This window comes from Cellulomonas sp. P5_C5 (genome assembly GCF_054049655.1).
Genome location: NZ_JBFULY010000021.1, coordinates 37,820 through 60,420 on the forward strand (window position 1 = coordinate 37,820; position 22,601 = coordinate 60,420).

Below are 22,601 nucleotides of genomic sequence, written 5' to 3' on the forward strand. Positions count from 1 at the left end.
CTACGACGCGCACCTGCGAGGGCGTGCGAGTGACGCGATCGGGAGCGTCTGTCCTGCGTGTGCGCAGGATGCTCTGGCAGGATCGGCGTGTGGCAGACGACCCGGGTACCGCGTCCGACGCCCTCCTGCGCCTCGCGGGGGCCTACGGGGTGGTCCCCGACCACTGGGACTTCCACGGCCAGAGCCGCCGCGCGTCGGCCGCCACCCTGCAGGGGGTGCTCGGGGCGCTCGGCGTGGACGCGTCCTCCCCGGAGCGCGTCGAGCTCGCCATCGCCCACGTCGAGGACATGCCGTGGCGCCGCGTGCTGCCGCCGGTGCTCGTCGTCCGGGAGGGTCGGCAGGCGCACGTGCCGGTGCACGTCACGCACGAGGACCCCGTCGACGTGTGGATCGAGCTGGACCCCGAGGTCGGTGGCGGTCGGCGCGAGGTCGCGCAGGCCGACGTGCCCGTCGAGCCCCGGACCGTCGACGGCCGGCTGGTCGGGCGCGCGACGTTCACGCTGCCCACGGACCTGCCCCTCGGCTGGCACGAGATCGTCGCCGAGGGGCCCAGCGCCAGCGCGCACAGCCCGCTGGTGGTCACGCCGTCGCAGCTGGAGCTTCCCGAAGCCCTGCGGGAGCGCCGCGCGTGGGGGCTCATGGCCCAGCTCTACTCGGTGCGGTCGCGGGCGTCCTGGGGTGTCGGGGACCTGGCGGACCTGGCCGAGATCGGCTGGCTCGCCGGGCGCGAGCTCGACGCCGACTTCCTGCTCATCAACCCGCTGCACGCCGCCGAGCCGACCGTCCCGCTGACGCCGTCGCCGTACCTGCCGACGACGCGCCGGTTCGTGAACCCGCTGTACATCCGGGTCGAGGACGTCCGCGAGGCGGGCTACCTGTCCTCCGCGGACCGCACGCTCGTCGAGTGGGCGTCCGAGCCGGTGCTGGCGACCGACGACGACGCCGGCCCCATCGACCGCGACGCGGCCTGGACCGCCAAGCGTGCCGCGCTCGAAGTGGTCTTCGCGGCGCCGCGGTCGGCCGCCCGGCAGGCCGCGTTCGACGCGTTCGTCGCGCAGGAGGGCGCCGGGCTGGAGACGTTCGCGCTGTGGTGCGCGCTCGCGGAGAAGTTCGGGGACGCCCCGCAGTGGCCCGCCGACGCCCTCGACCCGTCGTCCGCGACCGTGGCCGGGCTCCGCGTCGAGCTGGCGGAGCGGGTCGACTTCCACCTGTGGCTGCAGTGGGTGGCCGACGAGCAGCTGGCCGCGGCCCAGCGTGCGGCGCTCGACGGCGGCATGGCGCTGGGCATCATGCACGACCTCGCCGTCGGGGTGCACCCGGAGGGCGCGGACGTGTGGGCGCTCGGGGACGTGCTCGCGCGCGGCGCCACGGTCGGCGCACCGCCGGACATGTACAACCAGCAGGGGCAGAACTGGTCCCAGCCGCCGTGGCGCCCGGACGCCCTGGCGCGGGCCGCGTACAGGCCGTACCGCGACATGCTGCGCACCGTGCTCCGGCACGCGGGCGCCATCCGCATCGACCACGTCATCGGGCTGTTCCGGCTCTGGTGGATCCCCGAGGGCGCCGACTCCGCCGACGGGGCGTACGTCCGGTACGACCACGAGGCGCTCGTCGGCATCCTCGCGCTCGAGGCTCACCGCGCGGGCGCCGTCGTGATCGGGGAGGACCTGGGCGTCGTCGAGCCGTGGGTGCGGGACTACCTGTCGGAGCGGGGGATCCTGGGCACCTCGGTGCTCTGGTTCGAGCGCGACATGCACGGCGCACCGCTCTCCCCGGAGCACTACCGGCAGCTGGTGCTGGCCACGGTGACCACGCACGACCTGCCGCCCAGCGCGGGGTACCTCGCGGGGGAGCACGTGGCCATCCGGGAGCGGCTCGGTCTGCTCACCGAGCCGGTCGCCGTGGTGCGTGCCGCCGCGCTCGCGGAACGCGACCAGATGCTCGGCGTCCTGCGCGACCGCGACCTCGTCGGCGACGACCCGTCCGAGCGCGAGATCGTCGAGGCGCTGCACCGCTACGTCATGGCGACCCCGTCCGTGCTGGTCGGCGTCTCGCTGGCCGACGCCGTCGGGGAGCGGCGCGCCCAGAACCAGCCCGGGACCGACCAGGAATACCCGAACTGGAAGGTGCCCCTGGCGGACAGCTCCGGCCGGGTCGTGCTGGTGGAGGACCTGTTCACCAACCAGCGCCTGCGGTCGCTGGCGGCCGTGCTCAACAGCGGAGCATGACCGGGCAGCTGCGCCGTGTCCGCGTCGTGGGGACGTCCGGCTCCGGCAAGACGACATTCGCCGGACGGCTCGCCGCACGGCTGGACGTGCCGCACCTGGAGCTCGACGAGGTGTTCTGGGACGCGGGCTGGACCAAGCGGGACCCCGAGGAGGCCCGCGCGCTGATCAGCGCGTTCATCTCGTCGGCGGACGGTGGGTGGGTGACCGACGGCAACTGGACCGCGGGCACCCAGGGGCTTCTCGACGACGCCGACGCGTTCGTCTGGCTCGACTACCCCCGCCGGACGGTGATGTCTCGGGTGGTCCGACGAACGCTGAGCCGAGGGCTGCTGCGCACGGAGCTGTGGCACGGCAACCGCGAGGACCTGCGCAACGTGCTGAACACCGACCCGGACCAGAACGTGGTGCTGTGGTCGTGGACGTCGCACGCCCGCAACCGCGACCGGTACGGGACGCTCGCCACCGAGTCACCGATCCCGGTCGTCCGCCTGCGCAGCCCACGCGAGGCGACCCGCTGGCTGAGCGGGGTCTGACCAKGCCGCGCGGCGGCCGGGTGGCCGCCGCGCGGTGGCTCAGGCGCGGCGCAGGTCGGCCTGCTGGGCGGCCAGCGCGCGACGCACACCGTCGCGGGACTCCAGCACGAGCCGGCGCAGTGCGGCCGGTGCGTCCGGGTGGCCGTCGAGCCACGCGTCAGTGGCGCCCAGCACGTCGACCGACGCGTCGTCGGCCAGCTCGGTCGGGTAGAGGCCGACGACGATGTTCTGCGCCATCTCGCTGGTCTTGTCCGCCCACACCTGCTCGAGGCCGGCGAAGTACGGCGCGACGTAGGGGACCAGCAACGAGCGGTCGTGCACGCGGCCGAAGCCCGCGATCGTCGCGGCCTGGATCGCGTTCGGCAGGCCCTCCTGGTCCACCACGGACGCCCACGCGGTCGCCTTGGCGGCGGGCGTCGGCACGGCGGCGCGTGCGGCGGCGGCGGCGCGCTGACCGGTCGCGGTGGCGTCGGCGGCCAGCTGGGCGGCGATGTCACCGTCGCCCGCCCGGCCACCGGTCACCAGCGAGGTGAGGAGCTCCCACCGCAGGTCGGTGTCGATGGACAGACCCTCCAGCGTCGCCTGACCGTCCAGCAGGTCCCGGACGGCGTCCAACTGCGCGGTGGTCGCGGCCCGGCCGGCGAAGGACTTCACCAGCTGCAGCTGCGTGTCGGAGCCGGCGGGTGCCGACCGCGCGAGCTCGAGCAGCCGGTCGGCCGTGGCGATCTCGGTGGCGGACCGGTGCGCGGGCGCGACGTACAGGTCGAGAGCCGTGGACAGCTGGCGCAGCAGGACGAGCACGACGGACGAGTCCGTCTCGTGCGCGATGTTGTTCAGGACCAGGTCGACGAAGTCGCGGGCGGGGGTCTCCCCGTCGCGGGTGGCGTCCCAGGCCGCGGTCCACACGAGCGTGCGGGGCAGCGAGTCGTCGAACTTGCCGAGGTGCTCGATCGACGCGGCGAGCGACTGCTCGTCGAGCCGGACCTTGGCGTAGGCCAGGTCGTCGTCGTTGACCAGCAGGAGCGTCGGGCGCTGCACGCCGACGAGCTGCGGGACCTCGGTGCGCGGGCCGTCGATGTCGAGCTCGACGTGGACGGTGCGAACCAACCGACCAGTGGCGGCCTCAACGTCGTAGCCACCGATCGCGAGGCGGTGCGGGCGCTGCACGGGGTGCTCCTCGGGCACCTCCTGCAGGACCGCGAACGAGGTGATGAGCCCGGCGTCGTCGACCTCGACCGACGGCCGCAGGAGGGTCACGCCCGCCTTCTCCAGCCAGAGGCCGGACCACGCGGACAGGTCGCGCCCGCTGGTGGCCTCGAGCTCGGTGAGGAAGTCGCGCAGCTCGGTGTTGCCCCACGCGTGCTTGGCGAAGTAGGCGCGCACGCCGGCGAAGAACTCGTCCTGGCCCACCCACGACACCAGCTGCTTGAGCACGCTCGCGCCCTTGGCGTAGGTGATGCCGTCGAAGTTGACCTCGACGTCCTCCAGGTCGCGCATGTCCGCGACGATCGGGTGCGTCGAGGGCAGCTGGTCCTGCCGGTAGGCCCAGTTCTTCTCCATCGAGGAGAACGTGGTCCAGGCGCTGGTCCAGCGGGTGGCCTGCGCGGTGGCGAGCGTCGACATGTACTCGGCGAACGACTCGTTCAGCCACAGGTCGTCCCACCAGCGCATGGTCACCAGGTCGCCGAACCACATGTGCGCCAGCTCGTGCAGGATCGTCACCGCGCGCCGCTCGATCGTCGCGTCGGGGACCTTGGACCGGAACACGTAGGACTCGAGGAACGTCACCGCGCCGGCGTTCTCCATCGCTCCGGCGTTGAACTCGGGCACGAAGAGCTGGTCGTACTTGGTGAACGGGTACGGGACGCCGAACGCCCGCTCGTAGAAGTCGAAGCCGGCACGCGTGAGGTCGACGATGTTGTCGGTGTCCAGGTGCTCGGCCAGCGAGCCGCGGCAGTAGACGCCCAGCGGGATGATGCGGCCGTCCTGGCTGGTGAGCTCGCGGTGCTCGGCGTGGTACGGCCCGGCGATGACGGCCGTGATGTACGACGAGATGCGCGGCGTGGTCTCGAAGGTCCACGTGGCCGTGCCCTTGTCGACGCCGCCGTTGAGGTTGGTGCCGCCCTCGACGACGACGGGCATGCCCACCTGGGGGTAGTTGGACACGACGGTCCAGTGCGCCGGTGCCGTGACCGTGAACGTGAACGCGGCCTTGAGGTCGGGCTGCTCGAAGACGGCGAACACGCGCCGGGAGTCGGCCACCTCGAACTGCGAGTACAGGTAGACCTCGTCGTCGACCGGGTCGACGAACCGGTGCAGACCCTCGCCCGTGTTCATGTACGCGGCGTCGGCGACGACCACGAGCTCGTTGCTGGCCGCGAGGTCGTCGAGCTGGATGCGCGCGTCGGTGACGACAGTCGCGACGTCCAGGGAGCGTCCGTTGAGCGTGACCTCGTGCACGGTCGGCGCTATCAGGTCGATGAACGTCGTGGCACCCGGGGTCGCGGTGAACCGCACGACGGTGCGGGAGGCGAACGTCGTCGGACCCGTGGTGAGGTCCAGGGTGACGTCGTACGACTCGGTGGCGACGACTGCGGCGCGCTCGCGCGCCTCTGCACGGGTGAGGTTCTCTCCAGGCACGCAGGTACTCCTCGGGACGCGATCGGACGGCTCTTGGCCGGGTCGATCATCGCACCTCCGTGGCGCCTGGGCGGCGAGATCAGTTCGAGCATTGACAGTTAGAAAGCTAACAGTTAGAGTTCTGAACATGGACGCACAGCACCCGACCCTCACCAGCAGCCTCGAGCTCGTCCGCTGGATCGGCTGGGCCCAGCGCAAGGCCGGTGAGGACTGGATCCGCGAGCGCGGCCTCAGCCACGAGCAGGCCTTCGTGCTGGGCTACCTGGTGCAGAACCCGGGCGCGATCCAGCGCGACATCGCGCAGCTGACCCGCACGAGCGCGGCCAGCGTCTCGAGCCTCCTGCAAGGGCTCGAGCGCGACGGGCTCGTCGAGCGCCGCACGCAGGACGGCGACGCGCGCAGCAAGCGCGTCCACGCGACGCCGGCCGGGGCCGACCTCATCGCCGGCTTCGACACCGCGATGGCCGCCGCGGACGAGACGATCCTCGCCCCGCTGGACCCGGCGGAACGGGCCACCCTGCACGCCCTGCTGACCAAGATCACCGCGGTCCTGCCGCAACCCACGCGGTAGCCACCGCGCCCCCACCTCCCTCGCCGTGCCGGCGCTCGTCGGCGCGCGCTCGAACCTGCCCGGAAAGGCGGAGCCATGAGCACCACGACACTCGACCCCTCGACGACGGCCGACGCCGTCGGCACCAACCGCTGGTACCTGTCCACGGCGCCGATCGTCCGCGCCCTCGTCCACCTCTGCGTCCCCATGGCCGCCGCGACGATCGTCGGCGCGCTCTACAACCTCATCAACGCCGGCTTCATCGGCTCGCTGCACGACACCGCGCTGCTCGCCGCCATCACGTTCGGCGCTCCGCTGCTCGGCCTGGTCATGGCGGTCGGCGGCGTCTTCGGCGTCGGCGGCGGTGCGCTCGTCTCGCGGCTGCTCGGTGCTGCGGAGCGCGACCCCGGGCAGGCCGGCGAGATCCGGCGCGTCTCGTCGTTCGCGTTCTGGGGAGCCGTGGTCGTCGGCGCCGCGCTCGGCGGTCTCGGGCTCCTCCTGCTCGACCCGCTGGTGTCCCTGCTCGGCGCCGACGCCGCCGCGGCGCCCGCGACGAGCGCCTACGTCGGCGTCATGCTCGTCTTCGTCCCCGTGCTCGCGGCGGCGTTCTGCCTCGAACAGCTCGTGCGGGCCGAGGGCGCCGCGCGCCAGGTGATGATCGGGCTGATCGCGTCGACCGTCGCGAACGTCGTGCTCGACGTCCTGTTCATCCTCGTGCTGCACCAGGGCGTCGCCGGTGCGGCGCTGGCGATGGGCCTGTCGAACCTCGGGGTCGTCGGCTACTTCGCCGTGTGGCTGCACCGGCACAGCGAGCACCTGAGCCTCGCGCCGCGGTGGTTCACCCTGTCGCCCACCGTGCTGCGGCCCGTGTTCGGCGTGGGCGTCGGTGAGCTGCTGCAGAGCGGCTTCCTCATCGTCACGTCGCTCGTGCTGAACAACCTCGCGGCCGCCTACGGCGACGACGCGCTGGCGGCCATGGGCGTCGCGGTCCGCATCGCCCAGGTGCCGGAGTTCCTCGTCATGGGCGTGACGCTCGGCGTGCTGCCGCTCCTGGCCTACGCGTACGGCAAGGGGGACCGGGCGCGTCTGCACTCCGCGGTGCGGGTCTCCGCGCTCACGGTCGGCGGCATCACCCTGCTCGCGTCGGTGGGCGTCTTCGCCTTCCGCGACCAGGTGTTCTCCGCGTTCGTGCCGGATCCGTCGGTCCTCACCGTCGGCGTCACGATCCTGACGGCCCAGCTCGTCGCGATGGTCATGAACGGCTTCGCAGGGCTCCTCACGTCGCTGTTCCAGGCGACCGGGCGCGCGGTGCCGACCATGGTGATGTCGATGGCGCAGGGCGTGCTGTTCGTCCCGATCGTGGTCCTGGGCAACCTCTGGTTCGGCCTGGCCGGCATCATCTGGGCGCTGACCGTGACCGAGGGGCTCGTGCTCCTGGTCGGCGTCATGCTGTGGCTGGCGTACCGGCGCGCGATCGACCGCGGGCTCCAGCCGGACGGCGTCGACGCGCTCTAGGGTCGACCTGTGCACGCGACCTACGACGCCGTCATCGTCGGCGGGGGCCACAACGGCCTGACCGCTGCCGCGTACCTGGCCCGTGCGGGACGGACCGTCCTGCTGCTCGAGCGGGCGGACCACGTGGGCGGGGCGACGCAGTCGGCGCGGGCGTTCCCGGGGGTCGACGCCAACGTGTCGCGGTACTCGTACCTGGTCTCGCTCATGCCGCGGCAGGTGCGCGACGAGCTGGGGCTGCGGCTGGAGCTGCGCCGCCGACGGATCTCGTCCTACACACCGGCGGGCGACGGGGGCCTGCTCGTGGACACCGCCGACGACGCCGCGACCGCGGCCTCGTTCACCTCGGTCGGGGCCGGTGGCGACGTCGCGGCGTGGCGTGCGTTCGGTGCCCGCACCGGCGCGCTCGCCGCACGGCTCTGGCCGACGATCACCGAGCCGCTGCTCTCGACCGCCGACGCCCGGCGGCTGCTCGGCGCGGACGACTGGCACGACCTGGTGGAGCACCCCGTCGGCGAGGTGGTCGAGCGGACGTTCGATTCCGACCTGGTGCGCGGGGTCGTGCTCACCGACGCGCTCATCGGCACCTTCGCCCGCGCGCACGAGCCGGGCGGCCGGCCGAACCGGTGCTTCCTCTACCACGTGATCGGCGGCGGGACGGGGGACTGGGACGTGCCGGTCGGGGGGATGGGCGCCGTCGCGGGTGCGCTCGAGAACGCCGCACGCGCGGGTGGTGCCGAGCTGCTGACGTCCGCGCACGTCACCGCGATCGACCCCGGCAGCACGACGGCACCGGCCGAGGTGACCTGGCGCGACGCCGACGGGACGGAGCACCGGGTGGGCGCGCGACACGTGCTCGCCGCGTGCGCACCGGCCGTGCTCGACCGGCTGCTCGGCCGGGCCGGCGGTCCCGCGCCCGAGGGGGCGCAGCTCAAGCTGAACATGCTGCTCACGCGCCTGCCGCGCCTGCGCTCGGGGGTGGACCCCGCCACGGCGTTCGCGGGCACGTTCCACGTGCACGAGTCCGCGACCGAGCTCGAGACCGCCTACCGGCAGGCCGCCGCCGGCACGATCCCGGACGTGCCCCCCGTCGAGACCTACTGCCACTCGCTCACCGACGACTCGATCCTCGGCGCCGACCTGCGCGCCACCGGGCACCACACGCTCACCGCGTTCGGCCTGCACATGCCCGCGCGGCTGTTCGCGGCGGACCCCGACGGCGCCCGCGCGCGTGCCCTCGCCGCGACCCTGCGCTCCATCGACAGCGTCCTCGCGGAACCGCTCGAGGACTGCCTGGCCCGGGACGCGACCGGCGCCCCCTGCCTGGAGGTCCGCAGCCCGGTCGACCTCGAGGCGGACGTCGGCCTGCCCGGCGGCCACATCTTCCACCGCGACCTCGCGTGGCCCTGGGCGGAGCGCGACGACGAGGTCGGCACGTGGGGCGTCGAGACGGCGGACCCGCGGATCCTGATCGCGGGAGCGGGAGCCCGCCGCGGCGGCGGTGTCAGCGGCATCCCGGGCCGCGCCGCCGCCCTGGCGGTCCTCGGCAACGACTGACGACCTGCGGGAATACCGCAGCGCGGCCGACTGGTTGCGCCAGGCACCGACATCTCTGGAGGACTCTGTGACGAGCACGCCCACCGCCCGCCCCGTCGTCGACTTCTGGTTCGACCCGGCCTGTCCGTGGGCGTGGATGACGTCCCGCTGGATGGACGAGGTCTCCGCGATCCGCGACGTGGACGTCCGCTGGCACGTCATGAGCCTGTCCGTGCTCAACGAGAAGCGCGACGACCTCCCGCAGAAGTACCGCGACCTCATGGACGAGGCCTGGGGACCGGTGCGCGTCATCGTCGCCGCCGGACGCGACCACGGCGACCAGGTCATCAAGCCGCTCTACGACGCGATGGGCACACGCCGGCACCCCGGCGGGCGCAAGGACACCGCCGCCATCATCGCCGAGTCGCTCGCCGAGGTCGGCCTGCCCGCCGAGCTGGCCGCGGTCGCCGGCTCCGACGAGGTCGACGCCCTGCTGCGCGAGTCGCACGGCGAGGGCATCGCGCTCGTCGGCGACGACGTCGGCACCCCGGTCGTCGCCATCGACGGCGTCGGGTTCTTCGGTCCCGTCATGACGCCCGCACCGACCGGTGAGGCCGCCGGCCGCCTGTTCGACGGCCTCGCCCTGATGACCAGCGTCCCCGGCTTCTACGAGCTCAAGCGCTCGCGCACGGCCGGCCCGTCGTTCTGACCGTRCTCCTGACCAGGCGAGTGGCTCGGCTGTGCTCCTGACCGGACGGGCGGCCCGGCTGGGCTCCTGACCAGGCGAGTGGCTCGTCCGGTTCGTCCCGTGTGATCCTGGTCGCCGACTCCGTCCGAGAGCGGGCGGGTCGGCGACCCCCACGGGGAGGAACGGAGCAGCATGACCTCGGCGCGCAACATCCGGCTCTTCGTCATCGTCGACGCGGTGCTGGTGGTGCTCCTGCTCATCCTCACGATCGTGTACGTGAGCGGCGACGGCGGCGACGGCGGCGACGAGGGCTCCGACGAGGCGACCACGGCGGCGAGTGCGACGAGCAGGCCGACGTCGAGCTCGTCGTCCACGTCCACCGAGCCGGTCGCGTTCGCGCTGCCCAGCGGGAACATCGCGTGCACGATGTCGGTCGACGGCGTGACCTGCACCATCGCCAGCTACACCTACGCGGCGCCGGTGGTGGCGGGGTGCACGGAGGTCACGGGTCACGTGCTCGTGCTGAACGAGGACGGTGTCGCGTTCAGCTGCGTGAGCGGTCCGCCGCCGGCGGTCGCGGGCGACGACGTCCCCGTGCTCTCCTACGGGCTGTCGACGAGCGTGGGCGACTACACCTGCCGCAGCGCCGAGGACGGCGTGCAGTGCACGGACGGCTCGGGCTCGGGGTTCCAGCTGGCTCGCGCCTCCTGGTCGGAGCTGCCCGCCTGACGACGGTCACGGCGACCAGGAGGCGCGGGCGTCACCAGATGCGGACGCGCTCCTCGGGGGCGAGGTACAGGGCGTCGCCCGGCTGCACGTCGTAGGCCGCGTAGAACTCGTCGACGTTGCGGACCACACCGTTGCAGCGGAACTCGTTCGGCGAGTGCGGGTCCGTGGCGATCCGGCGGATGACCTCCTCGTCGCGACCCTTCGACTGCCACACCTGCGCCCAGCCGAGCAGCACGCGCTGCGCACCGGTCAGGCCGTCGACGACGGGGGCGTCCTCGAGCGGGGCGCCGAGGGCGATCCGGTAGGCCGTGAACGCGATGGACAGCCCGCCCAGGTCGCCGATGTTCTCGCCGATCGTGAGCTCGCCGTTGACGTGGTGCGACCCGTTGAGCTGGACGGGGGAGAACGCGGAGTACTGGTCGATCAGCGCCCTGGTGCGGGCCTCGAACTCGGCGCGGTCGTCGGCCGTCCACCAGTCCTCGAGGCGCCCGTCGCCGTCGTACTTGGAGCCCTGGTCGTCGAACCCGTGACCGATCTCGTGGCCGATCACGGCGCCGATCCCGCCGTAGTTGACGGCGTCGTCGGCGTCGGCGTCGAAGAACGGCGGCTGCAGGATCGCGGCCGGGAACACGATCTCGTTCAGCCCGGGGTTGTAGTAGGCGTTGACCGTCTGGGGGGTCATGAACCACTCGTCGCGGTCGATCGGCTTGCCGATCTTGGCCAGCTCCCGGTCCTGCTCGAACGCGTACGCGCGGCGCACGTTGCCCAGCAGGTCGTCCGCGGACGCCTCGAGCGTCGAGTAGTCGCGCCAGCGGGCGGGGTAGCCGATCTTCGGGGTGAACGCCTCGAGCTTGGCGAGCGCCTTCGCGCGCGTCTCCTCACCCATCCAGTCGAGCTGCGCGATGGACTCGCGGTAGGCGGCGACCAGGTTGGCGACCAGCCCTTCCATGCGCTCCTTGTGCGCGGGCGGGAAGTGCCGGTCGACGTAGACCTTGCCGACGGCCTCGCCCAGCACGCCCTGCACCAGCGAGACCCCGCGCTTCCAGCGGTCGCGCAGCTCCTGCGCGCCCGTGAGCGTCCGGCCGTAGAAGTCGAAGTTCGCCTCGACCAGCTCGTCGTGCAGGTAGGGCGCCCGGTCGGTGATGACGTGGTAGCTCAGCCACGCCTTCCAGTCCTCGAGCGGCTCGCTCTCCCACAGGGCCGCGAACGCCTCCGCGAACGACGGCTCACGCACGACGAGGTGGTCGAACGTCGTCGCCGGGGCGCCGAGCGCCAGCACCCACGAGTTCCAGTCGAACCCGGGGGCCCGCTCGGCGAGCTCGGCGAGGGTCAGGGCGTTGTAGGTGAGGTCGGCGTCCCTGTCCTTGACGACGTCCCAGTGCCCGGCGGCCAGCTCGCTCTCCAGGGCGAGGACGCGTCCGGCGAGCTCGTCGGCCTGGCTCTCGTCCGCGGCGGCACCGCCGAGGCGGAGCATGCGGGCGACGTGCGGGCGGTAGGCCGCGAGCACCGGCGCGTACTGCGCGTCGCGGTAGTAGGCCTCGTCGGGGAGGCCGAGGCCGCCCTGCACCAGGTGGACGACGTAGCGGGTGGGCTCCTTGGCGTCGTTGTCGACGTAGAAGCCGACGGCACCGCCGGCGCCCGTCCGCTGCAACGCCCCGAGCGCCCCGGTGAGCTCGGCCTGCGTGGTCGCCGACTGCACGAGCGCGAGGTCGGTGCGCAGCGGCGCGGTCCCGGCGGCCGCGACGGCGTCGGTGTCCATGAACGACGCGTACACGGCGCCGACCTTGGCCTCCACCGGGTCCGTGGACGTCCCCGCCGCGGCGGAGGCTCCCGCGTCGACGATGATGTCGCGGACCTGCTCCTCCGCCTGGTCGTGCAGTGCGCGGAACGCGCCGTCCGTCGCGCGGTCCGCGGGGATCACGTGGTCCGCCAGCCAGCGCCCGTTCACGTGGGCGAAGAGGTCGTCCTGGGGGCGGACGTCGGGGTCGAGTGCGGTCAGGTCGATGCCACTGCGCGTCATGCGGACAGCCTACGGACGGGTGCGCCGCGTTCCCGCGCGGGTCGGCGCAATTCTGCCGAGGGCTGACGACCGCCTGCCGGACGGACGGCGCGGCGTCCCGGGGGAGGTGCGGCAGGATGGGCCCATGCGCATCCACGTCGCCTCCGACCACGCCGGCTACGAGCTCAAGGTCGCCCTCGTCGAGCACCTGCGGGCCGCGGGCCACGACGTCGTCGACCACGGGGCCGACACGTACGACGCGCTCGACGACTACCCGCCGTTCTGCTTCGCGGCGGGCGAGGCCGTCGTCGCCGACCCGGGCTCGCTCGGCGTCGTCATCGGCGGCTCGGGCAACGGCGAGCAGATCGCCGCCAACAAGGTCACCGGGGTGCGCGCCGCGCTCGCCTGGAACCTCACCACCGCGCAGCTGGGCCGGCAGCACAACGACGCGAACGTCGTCGCGATCGGCGCCCGTCAGCACTCCGTCGACGAGGCGCTGGAGCTGGTGGACGCGTTCGTGGCCGAGCCGTTCAGCCACGACGCGCGCCACCAGCGCCGGATCGACCTCCTGGCGGCCTACGAGGCGGCCCGGTAGTCGCTACCAGACGTACGTGCAGACCGGCGCCACCGGCCAGAGGAACGCGACGGCCGCGCTCTGCAGCGACCCCGGGGTCTGCTCGGTTACGAGCCCCGCGCGCGCCTGCGCGACCAGCGACCGGCCGCCCAGGTAGACCGCACCGAGCTCGCGGACGTCGAGGCTGACGTCGGCGTCGTCGTGCGTCCGCGTGACCACGGCCGGGTACGTCCCGTCGTCCTGCCGGTCGCCCGTGATCAGGCGCCACCGGCCGGCGTTCGCGGGCACCCGGGCGTCCGTGACGTCGAGGACGACGTCGACCGGGGCGGAGTAGCGGCGCCCGGCCAGGGCCACCGGGAGGTCGAGGATCCGCACCCAGAGGTTGTCGTTGACCTTCGGCACCACCGCGCGCGGGTCCACCAGCAGGTGCAGGAGCGCGTCGTCGACGGGCAGCATGGGCCCCTCGACGGTCGCGGTGAGGTCGAGGTCGAGCAGGAACGACCAGAGGCGATGGGTCCCCGCCGCGTCGAGGGCGACGGCCTCGCGCACCTTGACGGTCCCCGCCGGGCCGCCCTCCGCCCAGTTCTCCTTGCGCCGGAACAGGGCGTAGCCCCGGACCTCGCCCGCCGCGTCGTGGACCGTCACGATGCGGAGGGGTTCCGCGCCCTCGCGCCACGCCGGCGGGTCGACGAGCATCCGGGTGCGCCACGCGTCCGAGTCGCGGGTGGTCCAGCCCGGCCGGCCGGCACCGGCCGCGCGGTGCACCTCGTCGACGACCGCGCTGTGCTTGGCGGGGTCGGCGGTCGCCAGCCGCACCGTGAGCTCGTCGGCACCGGGGACGTCACGAAGCGCGGCGCCCCGGGCGATCTTCACGCGGACGTCGTCGGCGGCCGACCCGTAGCCGTACCGCCCGTAGATCGCGTGCTCGGCGGCGAACAGCGCCGAGATCGGCTCGTCCCGGGCGAGGGAACGGGCGAAGTGGGAGTCGATCATCGCGGTCAGCAGGCCGCGGCGGCGCTGGTCCGGCCGCGCGCCCACCCAGGTGAGCCCCGAGCACGCGATCGTCCCGCCCGGCACCGGCATCGCGTGCGCGTACGACGCGTGCACCGCCGCGAGCGCCCCGTCCGCGTCCTCGACGGCCTGCGCCCGGTCCCACTCGAAGGTGATCGGGACGAGGGCGTCGGTCTCGGCGTTGGAGTCGAACGCGAACGCGAGGCGGTCGACCTCGAGGTACTCGTCCTTGCGGCTCTCGGGCACGTCGACGAGGCGGTATCCGTCGGGAAGCGGGGTCATGCCGCCCATCGTCCGCCACGGCACCCGGATCGGCACGTCATTTCCGGCGCGTCGGGGACATTCGCATGCCCCGGACCTGCGGATACGCTCGCCAGGTGAGGGGATTCCGATGGGTGCCGGCGCAGGGCCTGCTCACCCGCGCGACCCTCGTGCTGCGCCGGTGGAGCGGGCGCTCGCAGGTGACGCTCACGGCGGCCCTCGTGCTCAGCGTGGGGCTCCTGACGGTGGGCATCGCCCAGCAGCCCGAGTGGGTCCCGCCGTCGACCTTCCTGCTCGTCGAGCTGGTGGCGGTGTTCCTGCTGCGGCTGCGCAACATCGTGGTGCTCGGCGTCGCGATCCTCGGGTGCGCGTGGGGGCTGTGGTGGTGGGGGGCCGCGTCGATGATCCCCGGCATCCTCGTCGTGATCACCGTCTCCGTGGGCGCGACCGTCGCGTTCGCGCGCGAGCGGGAGCGGCTCGGTCTGCAGGGTGCGCCCGGTGACCTCATGCTCGTCGACCTGCGGGACCGGCTCGCGGCGCACGGCCGGGTGCCCCCGCTCCCACCCGGGTGGAGCGTGGACAGCGAGATCCGCTCGGCGCACGCCGACGGCTTCTCCGGGGACTTCATGGTCGCGGGGACCCGGTCCGACCTGGACGCGCTCGAGATCGTCCTCGTCGACGTGTCGGGCAAGGGGCTCGACGCCGGCGTGCGCTCGCTGCAGCTGTCCGGTGCCTTCGGTGGTCTGCTCGGCGCCATGCCGCGCGACGCGTTCCTCCACGCCGCCAACCAGTACCTGCTCGCGCAGGCGTGGGACGAGGGCTTCGCGACGGCGATCCACGTCGCGGTGGACCTGCGGACGRGAGACTTCTGGGTCTCGTCGGCCGGGCACCCACCCGCGGTGCAGCTCCACGCCGGCTCCGGCCGGCTCGAGCTGATCGACACCGTCGGAAGTCCCGCGCTCGGCGTGGTGGCCGACATCCGGTGCGAGTCACGCGCGGGACGGCTGGAGCACGGCGACGTCCTCCTGCTCTACACGGACGGCCTGGTCGAGCTGCGCGGCGGAGACCTGGACCAGGGCATCGACCGGTTCATGGGGGTGGCGGACCGCGTCCTGGCGCCCGGTCGCGGGTCCGCGGCGGCGGTGCTCGCCGGGGTGAGGGCGGGAGACGACGACGACCGGGCGGTCGTGCTGATCCGCCGCGACTGACGTCAGGGCTGCACGGACCGGACCAGCCAGTCGGCGTACCCCTCGCGGCCGCCACCGGCCTGCAGGTGGATGTCGTCGCTGTAGAACCACGCCCGGTTCGCGGTGCCGAGCGTGTTCCAGTCGAGCAGGTGCGCGTGGGGGTACTCGGGCGTGACGCGGGCGAGCAGCTCGTTGTTGTAGTCCGCCCAGGTGCGCGGGACGTGGACGTTGACCAGGTAGACGCGCCGGTCGCGCGTGAGCTCGAGGAGCTCCCGGAGGGCGGCCTCGTCGATCGGTCCGTTGGTCCCGCCGTGCACGATCACGGTGTGCCCGAGGGTCCCCGCCGCGACGCCGGCCCGGACCAGCTCGAGCATCGCGCCGAACTGCCTCGACTCCACGGCGTCCACCGTGACCCCGCGGGCGGTCAGGTCCGCGGCGGCGCCGAGCATGACCGAGTCCCCGATGCTGGACACGCTGCCGACCACCTCCGGCGGCGGGGCCGCGACCGCGGTCTCGACCGGCGCCGACGTCGGGGTCGTCGTCGGTTCCGGGGTGCGGGTCGGCGTGGAGCTGGGCTCCTGCGACGTCACCGTGGGCAGCTGTTCCGGCTCCCACGCGCCCACCCGGGGCACCTGGGCGAGGGCGGCTGTCGCGACCCCGCCGACGACCGCGAGCCCGACCGCCGCGGCGACGACCCGCAGCACGGTGCKGGCCCGGTCCTCGTGCGGCCGACGCACGCGCGCGACCGCCCGGCCCACCGCCCCCCGCCGGACAGGGAGCTCGACGAACCGGTAGGACAGCTCGGCGATCCCCAGCACGACGCCCAGCCGCAGGATCGTGGCCAGCCACGGGGACAGGTCGAGGTCCACCCCGGGACGGCTGAGCATGAACACGGGCCAGTGCCACAGGTAGATGCCGTACGAGCGCTCACCGAGCCAGCGCCACGGCTGGCGGCCCAGCGCCCGGCCGAGCAGCCCGGCGGGGTCCGCGACCGCTCCGACGAGTACCGCCGCCAGCAGCGAGAACGCCAGGAAGCCCCCGCGGTACAGGGTGTCGCTGAACTCGTCGACCCAGACGAACGCCGCCACGACCCCGACCAGCGCGAGGACCCCGAGGACGTCGGTGACGCCCGCCTCGAACCTACGGACCGCCCGGCCGCGCTCGCGGACCCACGACCCGGCACGGTCCCACGTGCGCCACGGTGTCCAGGCGGCCGCCATGGCTGCGCCGACGAGCAGCCCCATCGAGTGGGTGTCGGTCCCGAAGTACACGCGGCTGGGGTCGTTCGGCACGGGGGAGGACGTCCGGATGGCCAGGACCGCCATCGCCACGGTGGACAGCAGCGCGAGGATCCCGGCGACCTGCCCGACCCGCGCCCGCCCGGCCCGCAGCGCCAGCACCGCGACCAGCGGGAACACCAGGTAGAACTGCTCCTCGATCGCCAGCGACCACAGGTGCTGCAGCAGCGGTGGCCGGCTGACCATCTCGAAGTACGAGCGGTCGGCGAAGACCTGCCACCAGTTCGACACGTACGTCGCGGCGGCCGCGATGTCCCCGCGCAGCTCCGCCGCCTCGCTGGGCATGGCGACCGCGACGCCGGCCATCGCGACCAGCAGCAGCGCGAGCGCCGGCAGGAGTCGGCGTGCCCGCCGGGCATAGAAGCGGCGGAACGAGAAGCCGCCGGTGCGCTCCACCTCGTCGAGCACGAGCGTGGTGATGAGGAAGCCGGACAGGACGAAGAAGACGTCGACGCCCAGGAACCCGCCGCGCATCCACGGCGCGCCCAGGTGGTAGACCACGACCCCGGCGACGGCGATCGCGCGGATCCCGTCGAGCCCGCCCAGGTGGGGCATGCGCGCCGGGGGATCCGGTGGGGCCGCCCGCTGCACCGCGAGCGCGGGGCGCTGGGCGGTGACGGTCATGGATCTCCCGGGTCGGTGCACGTGCTCGGGGAGCCGGCGTGCGCTCCCGTGCGGCCAGGGTAGGTCGGGTCGCCGGGCGATCCGGCGGGGGACACGCGGGTCGGTCAGTCCTCGTCGGGGAACCAGATCGCGCGGCGCAGCGCGACCCGCGTGCCGTCGGCGGTGAGCGGGGTGCCCTCCTCACCCAGCAGGGCCAGCGCACGCGTGGTGTGCCGGGGCGGCGGGCTGCCCGCGGCGTTGACGACGCGCCACCACGGCACCCCCGAGCCGGCCCGGCCCATGACCTGGCCGACCTGCCGCGGTCCGCCCCGTCGCGCGCCGTCGCGTGCCTCCAGCAGGTCGCCGACGATCTCGGCGATCGTGCCGTAGGTCATCGCGCGTCCGGGTGGGATGGCGGCCACGAGGTCGAGCACGGCCTCGGCGTAGTCGTCGTCCACCGGGCGTCAGCCCAGCGCGCGCTTCGAGCTGATGACACCGGTGTCGAAGCCGGCCAGGTGCAGCCCGCCGTGGAACCGGGCGTGCTCGATCTTGATGCACCGGTCCATCACGACGGTCAGGCCGGCCGCCTCGCCCCGGCGCGCGACGTCCTCGTGCCACGACCCGAGCTGCAGCCAGAGCGCCTTCGCGCCGACGGCGAGGGTCTCGTCGAGCACGGTCGGCAGGTCGTCGTGACGGCGGAAGACGTCAACCAGGTCCGGCACCACGGGGAGCGACTCGAGCGTCGGGTAGACCGGCCGGCCGAGGATCTCGTCGGCGCGCGGGTTGACGAAGTACACGTCGTACGGCGAGCTCGACAGGAGGTACGTCGCGACGAAGTAGCTGGCGCGCGCCGGGTTGTTGGAGGCGCCGACGATCGCGATCGACCGCGTGGAGTGCAGGAGCGCCAGGCGCTCGGGGGCGCTGGGCCCCTGCCAGGTGCGCGTGCTCATGCGGCGACCCCCGTCCGGTCCCGGCCGGTGGCCGCGGTGAGGGCCTGGTCCAGGTCCCACAGGATGTCCTCGGGGTCCTCGAGACCCACGCTGATGCGCACGAGGTCGGCCGGCACGCCCGCGGCGGCGAGCTGCTCGGCGTTCAGCTGCTGGTGGGTGGTGGACCCGGGGTGGATGACGAGCGTGCGGGCGTCGCCGACGTTGGCCAGGTGGCTGGCCAGCTGCAGGTTCTCGATGAACGCGCGCCCGATGGTGCGCCCGTCCTGGTCGTCCGTCGCCCGCAGCCCGAACGCGAACACGGCGCCGGGGCCGAGCGGCAGGTAGTGCTGCGCGCGCTCGTGGTGCGGGTGGCTGGGCAGCCCCGCCCAGTTCACGTAGGACACCCGCGGGTCGGCCTCGAGCCACTCGGCGACCAGCCGTGCGTTCGCCAGGTGCGCGTCGAGGCGCTGCGGCAGGGTCTCGACGCCCTGCAGCAGGTTGAACGCGGACTGGGGCGAGAGGGCGGGTCCGATGTCGCGCAGCTGCTCGGAGCGCAGCTTGGTGAGGAACCCGTACTCGCCGAAGTTCTCCCACCAGCGGACTCCGCCGTAGGACGCGACCGGCTCGGTCATCTGCGGGAACCGCCCGCTGCCCCAGTCGAACCGGCCCGACTCGACGACGATGCCGCCGAGCGTGGTGCCGTGCCCGCCGAGGAACTTCGTGACGGAGTGGATGACGATGTCCGCGCCGTGCTCGATCGGTCGCACCAGGTACGGCGTGGCCAGCGTCGCGTCGACGACGAACGGGATGCCGGCGGCGTGCGCGACCTCGGCCAGCCCGGCCAGGTCGGCGATCTCCCCGGACGGGTTCGCGATGACCTCGGCGTACAGCACCTTGGTCTCGGGCCGGATGGCCGCCGCGTAGTCCGCGGGGTCGGTGCCGGGCACGAACGTGGTGTCGACCCCGAACCGGCGCAGCGTCACGTCGAGCGCCGTGACGGTGCCGCCGTACAGCTGAGAGGAGGCGACGATGTGGTCCCCGGCGCCGACGAGCGCGGCGAAGGTGATGAACTCCGCGGACATGCCCGACGCCGTCGCGACCGCGCCGATCCCGCCCTCGAGCGAGGCGATCCGCTCCTCCAGCGCCGCGACGGTCGGGTTCCCGATGCGCGAGTAGATGTTGCCGTACTTCTGCAGCGCGAAGAGGTTCGCGGCGTCGGCGGTGTCCTGGAAGACGAACGACGTCGTCTGGTAGATCGGCACCGCGCGCGCACCCGTGGTCGCGTCGGGGATCCCGCCGGCGTGCAGCGCGCGTGTGCGGAAGCCGAAGCGGTGGTCGGGGCTGGTCATACGGCCTCCTCGGCCAGGGTCGGACGGTCAGTGGTGCGGGTGCTCGGCAGCACGCTACGCGCAGCGTCGACGAGGGCGGCGACCTGCTCGACCGCCCAGGGGTTCTGCAGGGACGTGACGTCGCCGAGGGGAGTCCCGTCGGCGATCTGGGCGAGCAGGCGGCGCATGATCTTGCCGGAGCGGGTCTTGGGCAGGTCCGGCACCAGGTGCACGTGCAACGGCTTGGCGACGGGTCCGATCTCGCGGGCCACCTGCGCCCGGAGGTCCTCGCGGAGGTCCACGGTGGCGGCCAGCCAGGCGTCGAGGTCCTCGACGGGTCCCGGCGGCGTCGCCGGCACGACAAACGCGGCCACGGCCTGCCCGGTGACCTCGTGCGCGACGCCCGCGACACCCGCCTCGCCGACGGCCGCGTGGGCCACGAGCGCGGACTCGATCTCGATCGTCGAGAGCCGGTGCCCGGAGACGTTGACCACGTCGTCCAGGCGACCGAGCAGCCAGATGTACCGGTCCGCGTCGTAGGACGCCCCGTCCCCGGCGAGGAAGTAGCCGCCGTGCTCGCCGTGCCCGGCGAACCGCCGCCAGTACGCGTCGAGGTAGCGCCTCGGGTCGCCCCAGATGGTGCGGGCCATCCCCGGCCAGGGGCGGTCGACGACGAGCAGGCCGCCCTCGCCCGGACCGACCTCCGCACCGGCGTCGTCGACGACCTTCGCCGAGATGCCCGGCAGCGGGCGGGTGGCGGAGCCGGGCTTGAGCACCGTGCTGCCCGGCAGCGGCGCGATCATCGCCGCACCCGTCTCCGACTGCCACCAGGTGTCCACCACGGGCGCGCGGTCGGCGCCGAACGTGCGGCGGAACCACACCCACGCCTCGGGGTTGATCGCTTCGCCGACAGTCCCCAGCAGCCGGATGCTCGACAGGTCGTGACCGGCCGGCAGCTCGTCGCCGAACCAGGTCATGAACGTCCGGATGAGGGTCGGCGCGGTGTAGTAGGTGGTCACGCCGTAGCGCTCGATGATCTCGAGGTGGCGCTCGCGGTGCGGGCTGTCGGGAGTGCCCTCGTAGATGACCTGCGTCAGCCCGTTCGCMAGCGGGCCGTAGATCTCGTACGTGTGCGCGGTGACCCACGCCAGGTCGGCGGTGCACCAGTGCACGTCGTCGGGCTTGGCGTCGAAGTGCGCCCAGTGCGCCCAGGCGGCGTGCGTCAGGTAGCCGCCCGACGTGTGCACCAGGCCCTTCGGACGTCCTGTGGTGCCCGACGTGTAGATGATGAACAGCGGGTGCTCGGCGTCGAACGCCTGCGCCTCGTGCACGTCCGGGGCGGTGTCGACGACGTCGTGCCACCAGACGTCGCGACCGTCGGTCCACGGCACGTCCTGCCCGGTGCGGCGGACCACGAGGACGTGCTCGACGTGGTCCAGGCCGGCCACGGCCTCGTCGGCGGTGGACTTGACCTCGACGGCCTGCCCGCGGCGGTACTGCCCGTCGCTGGTGACCAGCAGCTTGGCCCCCGTGTCCTGCACGCGGAACCGGACCGCCTCGGCGGAGAAGCCGCCGAACACGAGCGAGTGCACGGCGCCGATCCGGGCGATCGCGAGGGTGACGATCACAGTCTCGGCGAGCACCGGCAGGTACACGACGACGCGGTCGCCGGGGCCGATGCCCAGGTCCGTGAGCGCATGGGCCGCGCGGGAGACCTCGCGCTGCAGGTCCGCGTAGGTGAGCGTGCGCCGGTCGCCCGGCTCGCCCTCGACGTGCAGCGCGGCCTTGTCGCCGCGACCAGCGTCGACGTGCCGGTCCACGCAGTTCACCGCGACGTTGAGCCGGCCGCCGACGAACCACTGCGCCGCCGGCACCGTGAGGTCCCCGTGCCCGTCGTCGACCGGGGGAGCCCACTGCAGCGCGGTGTGCCAGGGCGTCACCCAGTCGAGCCGACGTGCCGCGTCCTCCCAGAACGCGGTCGGGTCCGCGTCGGCGCGCTCGAACGCCTCCGGTCCGACGTTGGCGTCGAACACCGCCGGTGGGTCGTAGGTGCGCGCCTCGGTCTGCAGGGTGGAGATCGTGGAGGTCATGCCCATCTCTTCAGCAGGTACTTCTCGGCCAGCCCGATGAGGCTGTCGGTCAGCTTGCCCAGCAGGGCCAGCAGGATGATCGCGAGGATGATCCGGTCGACGCGTCCGTTGTTGCCCGAGTCCATGAGCAGGAAGCCCAGGCCCATCGAGGACGCGATCAGCTCGGCGGCGACCAGGAACAGCCACGACTGCGCGAGCGCGAGCCGCAGGCCCGACACCACCGACGGCAGCACGGCCGGCAGCTGCACGCTCGAGAACAGCCGCACGCCGCGGAGCCCGTACGCGCGGCCGACCTCGACGAGGTGGCGGTCGACGTGCCGCAGAGCAGCGGCGACGGTGGTGTAGACCGGGAAGAAGGCACCGATCGCGATCAGCGTGATCTTGGAGTCCTCACCGATCTTCATCCAGAGGATGAGCAGGGGGACCCAGGCGAGCGACGGGACCGCGCGGATGGCGCCGAGCGTGGGGGCGAGCAGGGCGTCGCCGAGGCGCGACAGCCCGACGACGGCGCCGAGGAGCAGGCCGATCGCGCTGCCGATGGCGAAGCCGATGAGCACGCGCTGGGTGGAGATGGCGACGTACGGGCCGAGCAGGTTCCGCTGCGCCAGGTCGACCGCGGCGTCCCACACGGACGCGGGGCTGGGCAGCTGGTACGGCGCGACGATCCCCGTGCTGGTCACCCACTGCCACAGCGCGAGGAGCACGAGCGGGAGCAGGAGGCCGACGGCTGCACGCGTGCCGCGCCGGTCCAGCCCACGGCGGGTCGACGACGGGCGGGGGGTGCCGTTGTCGAACGGGTTGAACGCGCGGTGCGGGCGGCCGTCCCGGTCGAGGACCGGCGTCGGCGTGCCGGCCACGGGGAGGGCGCCGATGGTGGTCTCGGACATCTCAGCTCCTGGGGCGGA

18 protein-coding genes are annotated in these 22,601 nt (G+C 73.3%); 9 read left to right on the top strand and 9 right to left on the bottom strand.

Annotated features, from left to right (window positions below):
* Window positions 1-68 precede the first annotated feature (68 nt).
* Together malQ and ACXJKF_RS15970 are read left to right on the top strand one after the other, a co-directional pair.
* A complete protein-coding gene (malQ, locus tag ACXJKF_RS15965) occupies window positions 69-2,228 on the top strand; it encodes a 4-alpha-glucanotransferase (protein WP_456788692.1) in 2,160 nt (719 codons plus the stop codon).
* Window positions 2,225-2,761, top strand: a complete 537-nt coding sequence (locus ACXJKF_RS15970; protein ID WP_456788693.1) for a toxin — start codon at window positions 2,225-2,227, stop codon at window positions 2,759-2,761. Before malQ ends, ACXJKF_RS15970 begins: the two co-directional genes overlap by 4 nt.
* Before the next feature lie 39 nt (window positions 2,762-2,800).
* Here ACXJKF_RS15970 and pepN read toward each other — a convergent pair whose 3' ends face one another.
* Window positions 2,801-5,401, bottom strand: a complete 2,601-nt coding sequence (gene pepN / locus ACXJKF_RS15975) for an aminopeptidase N (protein ID WP_456788694.1) — start codon at window positions 5,399-5,401, stop codon at window positions 2,801-2,803.
* Window positions 5,402-5,528: 127 nt separating this feature from the next.
* Here pepN and ACXJKF_RS15980 point away from each other — a divergent pair, with 127 nt between their 5' ends.
* The 5 genes from ACXJKF_RS15980 (at window position 5,529) to ACXJKF_RS16000 (ending at window position 10,416) form a co-directional block, all read left to right on the top strand.
* Entirely contained in the window at window positions 5,529-5,972 is a 444-nt protein-coding gene (locus ACXJKF_RS15980) for a MarR family winged helix-turn-helix transcriptional regulator (RefSeq protein ID WP_456788695.1), read from the top strand.
* Window positions 5,973-6,047: 75 nt separating this feature from the next.
* Window positions 6,048-7,466 carry an MATE family efflux transporter gene (locus tag ACXJKF_RS15985; RefSeq protein WP_456788696.1) on the top strand — a complete coding sequence of 473 codons (1,419 nt, stop codon included), beginning with the start codon at window positions 6,048-6,050 and terminating at the stop codon, window positions 7,464-7,466.
* A 9-nt stretch (window positions 7,467-7,475) separates the two neighbouring features.
* Window positions 7,476-9,020: a phytoene desaturase family protein gene (locus ACXJKF_RS15990; protein WP_456788697.1), complete on the top strand. Its 1,545-nt coding sequence runs from the start codon at window positions 7,476-7,478 to the stop codon at window positions 9,018-9,020.
* Between the two features lie 67 nt (window positions 9,021-9,087).
* Entirely contained in the window at window positions 9,088-9,708 is a 621-nt protein-coding gene (locus ACXJKF_RS15995) for a mycothiol-dependent nitroreductase Rv2466c family protein (RefSeq protein ID WP_456788698.1), read from the top strand.
* 171 nt (window positions 9,709-9,879) lie between these two features.
* Window positions 9,880-10,416, top strand: coding sequence for a hypothetical protein (locus ACXJKF_RS16000; RefSeq protein ID WP_456788699.1), 537 nt, complete (start codon window positions 9,880-9,882; stop codon window positions 10,414-10,416).
* 31 nt (window positions 10,417-10,447) lie between these two features.
* On the opposite strand, the gene ACXJKF_RS16005 is transcribed toward ACXJKF_RS16000, so the two are convergent.
* Window positions 10,448-12,436 carry a M13 family metallopeptidase gene (locus tag ACXJKF_RS16005; RefSeq protein WP_456788700.1) on the bottom strand — a complete coding sequence of 663 codons (1,989 nt, stop codon included), beginning with the start codon at window positions 12,434-12,436 and terminating at the stop codon, window positions 10,448-10,450.
* Window positions 12,437-12,560: 124 nt separating this feature from the next.
* Between ACXJKF_RS16005 and ACXJKF_RS16010 the strand changes: the two genes are divergently transcribed.
* On the top strand, window positions 12,561-13,010 hold the full coding sequence (locus ACXJKF_RS16010; RefSeq protein ID WP_456788701.1) for a ribose-5-phosphate isomerase: 450 nt from the start codon (window positions 12,561-12,563) through the stop codon (window positions 13,008-13,010).
* 3 nt (window positions 13,011-13,013) lie between these two features.
* Here the strand turns inward: ACXJKF_RS16010 and ACXJKF_RS16015 are convergent, their stop codons facing one another.
* The gene (locus ACXJKF_RS16015; protein WP_456788702.1) at window positions 13,014-14,282 is read right to left on the bottom strand and encodes a GNAT family N-acetyltransferase; all 1,269 of its coding nucleotides are present in this window, start codon (window positions 14,280-14,282) and stop codon (window positions 13,014-13,016) included.
* Between the two features lie 95 nt (window positions 14,283-14,377).
* Between ACXJKF_RS16015 and ACXJKF_RS16020 the strand changes: the two genes are divergently transcribed.
* Window positions 14,378-15,469: a PP2C family protein-serine/threonine phosphatase gene (locus ACXJKF_RS16020; RefSeq protein ID WP_456788703.1), complete on the top strand. Its 1,092-nt coding sequence runs from the start codon at window positions 14,378-14,380 to the stop codon at window positions 15,467-15,469.
* Window positions 15,470-15,471: 2 nt separating this feature from the next.
* Here the strand turns inward: ACXJKF_RS16020 and ACXJKF_RS16025 are convergent, their stop codons facing one another.
* From ACXJKF_RS16025 to ACXJKF_RS16050, 6 genes are all read right to left on the bottom strand, one after another.
* The gene (locus ACXJKF_RS16025) at window positions 15,472-17,370 is read right to left on the bottom strand and encodes an acyltransferase family protein (protein WP_456788704.1); all 1,899 of its coding nucleotides are present in this window, start codon (window positions 17,368-17,370) and stop codon (window positions 15,472-15,474) included.
* Window positions 17,371-17,474: 104 nt separating this feature from the next.
* On the bottom strand, window positions 17,475-17,807 hold the full coding sequence (locus ACXJKF_RS16030; RefSeq protein WP_456788705.1) for an MGMT family protein: 333 nt from the start codon (window positions 17,805-17,807) through the stop codon (window positions 17,475-17,477).
* Between the two features lie 6 nt (window positions 17,808-17,813).
* Window positions 17,814-18,299 (bottom strand): CoA-binding protein, encoded by a 486-nt coding sequence (locus ACXJKF_RS16035; protein WP_456788706.1) that lies wholly within the window; start codon window positions 18,297-18,299, stop codon window positions 17,814-17,816.
* Window positions 18,296-19,627, bottom strand: a complete 1,332-nt coding sequence (locus tag ACXJKF_RS16040) for an O-acetylhomoserine aminocarboxypropyltransferase/cysteine synthase family protein (RefSeq protein ID WP_456788707.1) — start codon at window positions 19,625-19,627, stop codon at window positions 18,296-18,298. The genes ACXJKF_RS16035 and ACXJKF_RS16040 overlap by 4 nt, the downstream gene beginning before the upstream one ends.
* Complete coding sequence (gene acs, locus ACXJKF_RS16045) at window positions 19,624-21,702, bottom strand: acetate--CoA ligase (protein ID WP_456788708.1); 2,079 nt, start codon at window positions 21,700-21,702, stop codon at window positions 19,624-19,626. The genes ACXJKF_RS16040 and acs overlap by 4 nt, the downstream gene beginning before the upstream one ends.
* A complete protein-coding gene (locus ACXJKF_RS16050; RefSeq protein ID WP_456788709.1) occupies window positions 21,693-22,583 on the bottom strand; it encodes an ABC transporter permease in 891 nt (296 codons plus the stop codon). The genes acs and ACXJKF_RS16050 overlap by 10 nt, the downstream gene beginning before the upstream one ends.
* Window positions 22,584-22,601 lie beyond the last annotated feature (18 nt).

Excerpts from the sequence above, each read along its gene's own strand:
- ACXJKF_RS16005 (WP_456788700.1), bottom strand. The coding sequence starts at position 12,436 with ATGACGCGCAGTGGCATCGACCTGACCGCACTCGACCCCGACGTCCGC.
- ACXJKF_RS16040 (WP_456788707.1), bottom strand. The coding sequence starts at position 19,627 with ATGACCAGCCCCGACCACCGCTTCGGCTTCCGCACACGCGCGCTGCAC.
- ACXJKF_RS15980 (WP_456788695.1), top strand. The coding sequence starts at position 5,529 with ATGGACGCACAGCACCCGACCCTCACCAGCAGCCTCGAGCTCGTCCGC.
- ACXJKF_RS16000 (WP_456788699.1), top strand. The coding sequence starts at position 9,880 with ATGACCTCGGCGCGCAACATCCGGCTCTTCGTCATCGTCGACGCGGTG.
- ACXJKF_RS16010 (WP_456788701.1), top strand. The coding sequence starts at position 12,561 with ATGCGCATCCACGTCGCCTCCGACCACGCCGGCTACGAGCTCAAGGTC.
- ACXJKF_RS16015 (WP_456788702.1), bottom strand. The coding sequence starts at position 14,282 with ATGACCCCGCTTCCCGACGGATACCGCCTCGTCGACGTGCCCGAGAGC.
- malQ (WP_456788692.1), top strand. The coding sequence starts at position 69 with ATGCTCTGGCAGGATCGGCGTGTGGCAGACGACCCGGGTACCGCGTCC.
- ACXJKF_RS15985 (WP_456788696.1), top strand. The coding sequence starts at position 6,048 with ATGAGCACCACGACACTCGACCCCTCGACGACGGCCGACGCCGTCGGC.
- ACXJKF_RS16050 (WP_456788709.1), bottom strand. The coding sequence starts at position 22,583 with ATGTCCGAGACCACCATCGGCGCCCTCCCCGTGGCCGGCACGCCGACG.
- ACXJKF_RS16035 (WP_456788706.1), bottom strand. The coding sequence starts at position 18,299 with ATGAGCACGCGCACCTGGCAGGGGCCCAGCGCCCCCGAGCGCCTGGCG.
- ACXJKF_RS15970 (WP_456788693.1), top strand. The coding sequence starts at position 2,225 with ATGACCGGGCAGCTGCGCCGTGTCCGCGTCGTGGGGACGTCCGGCTCC.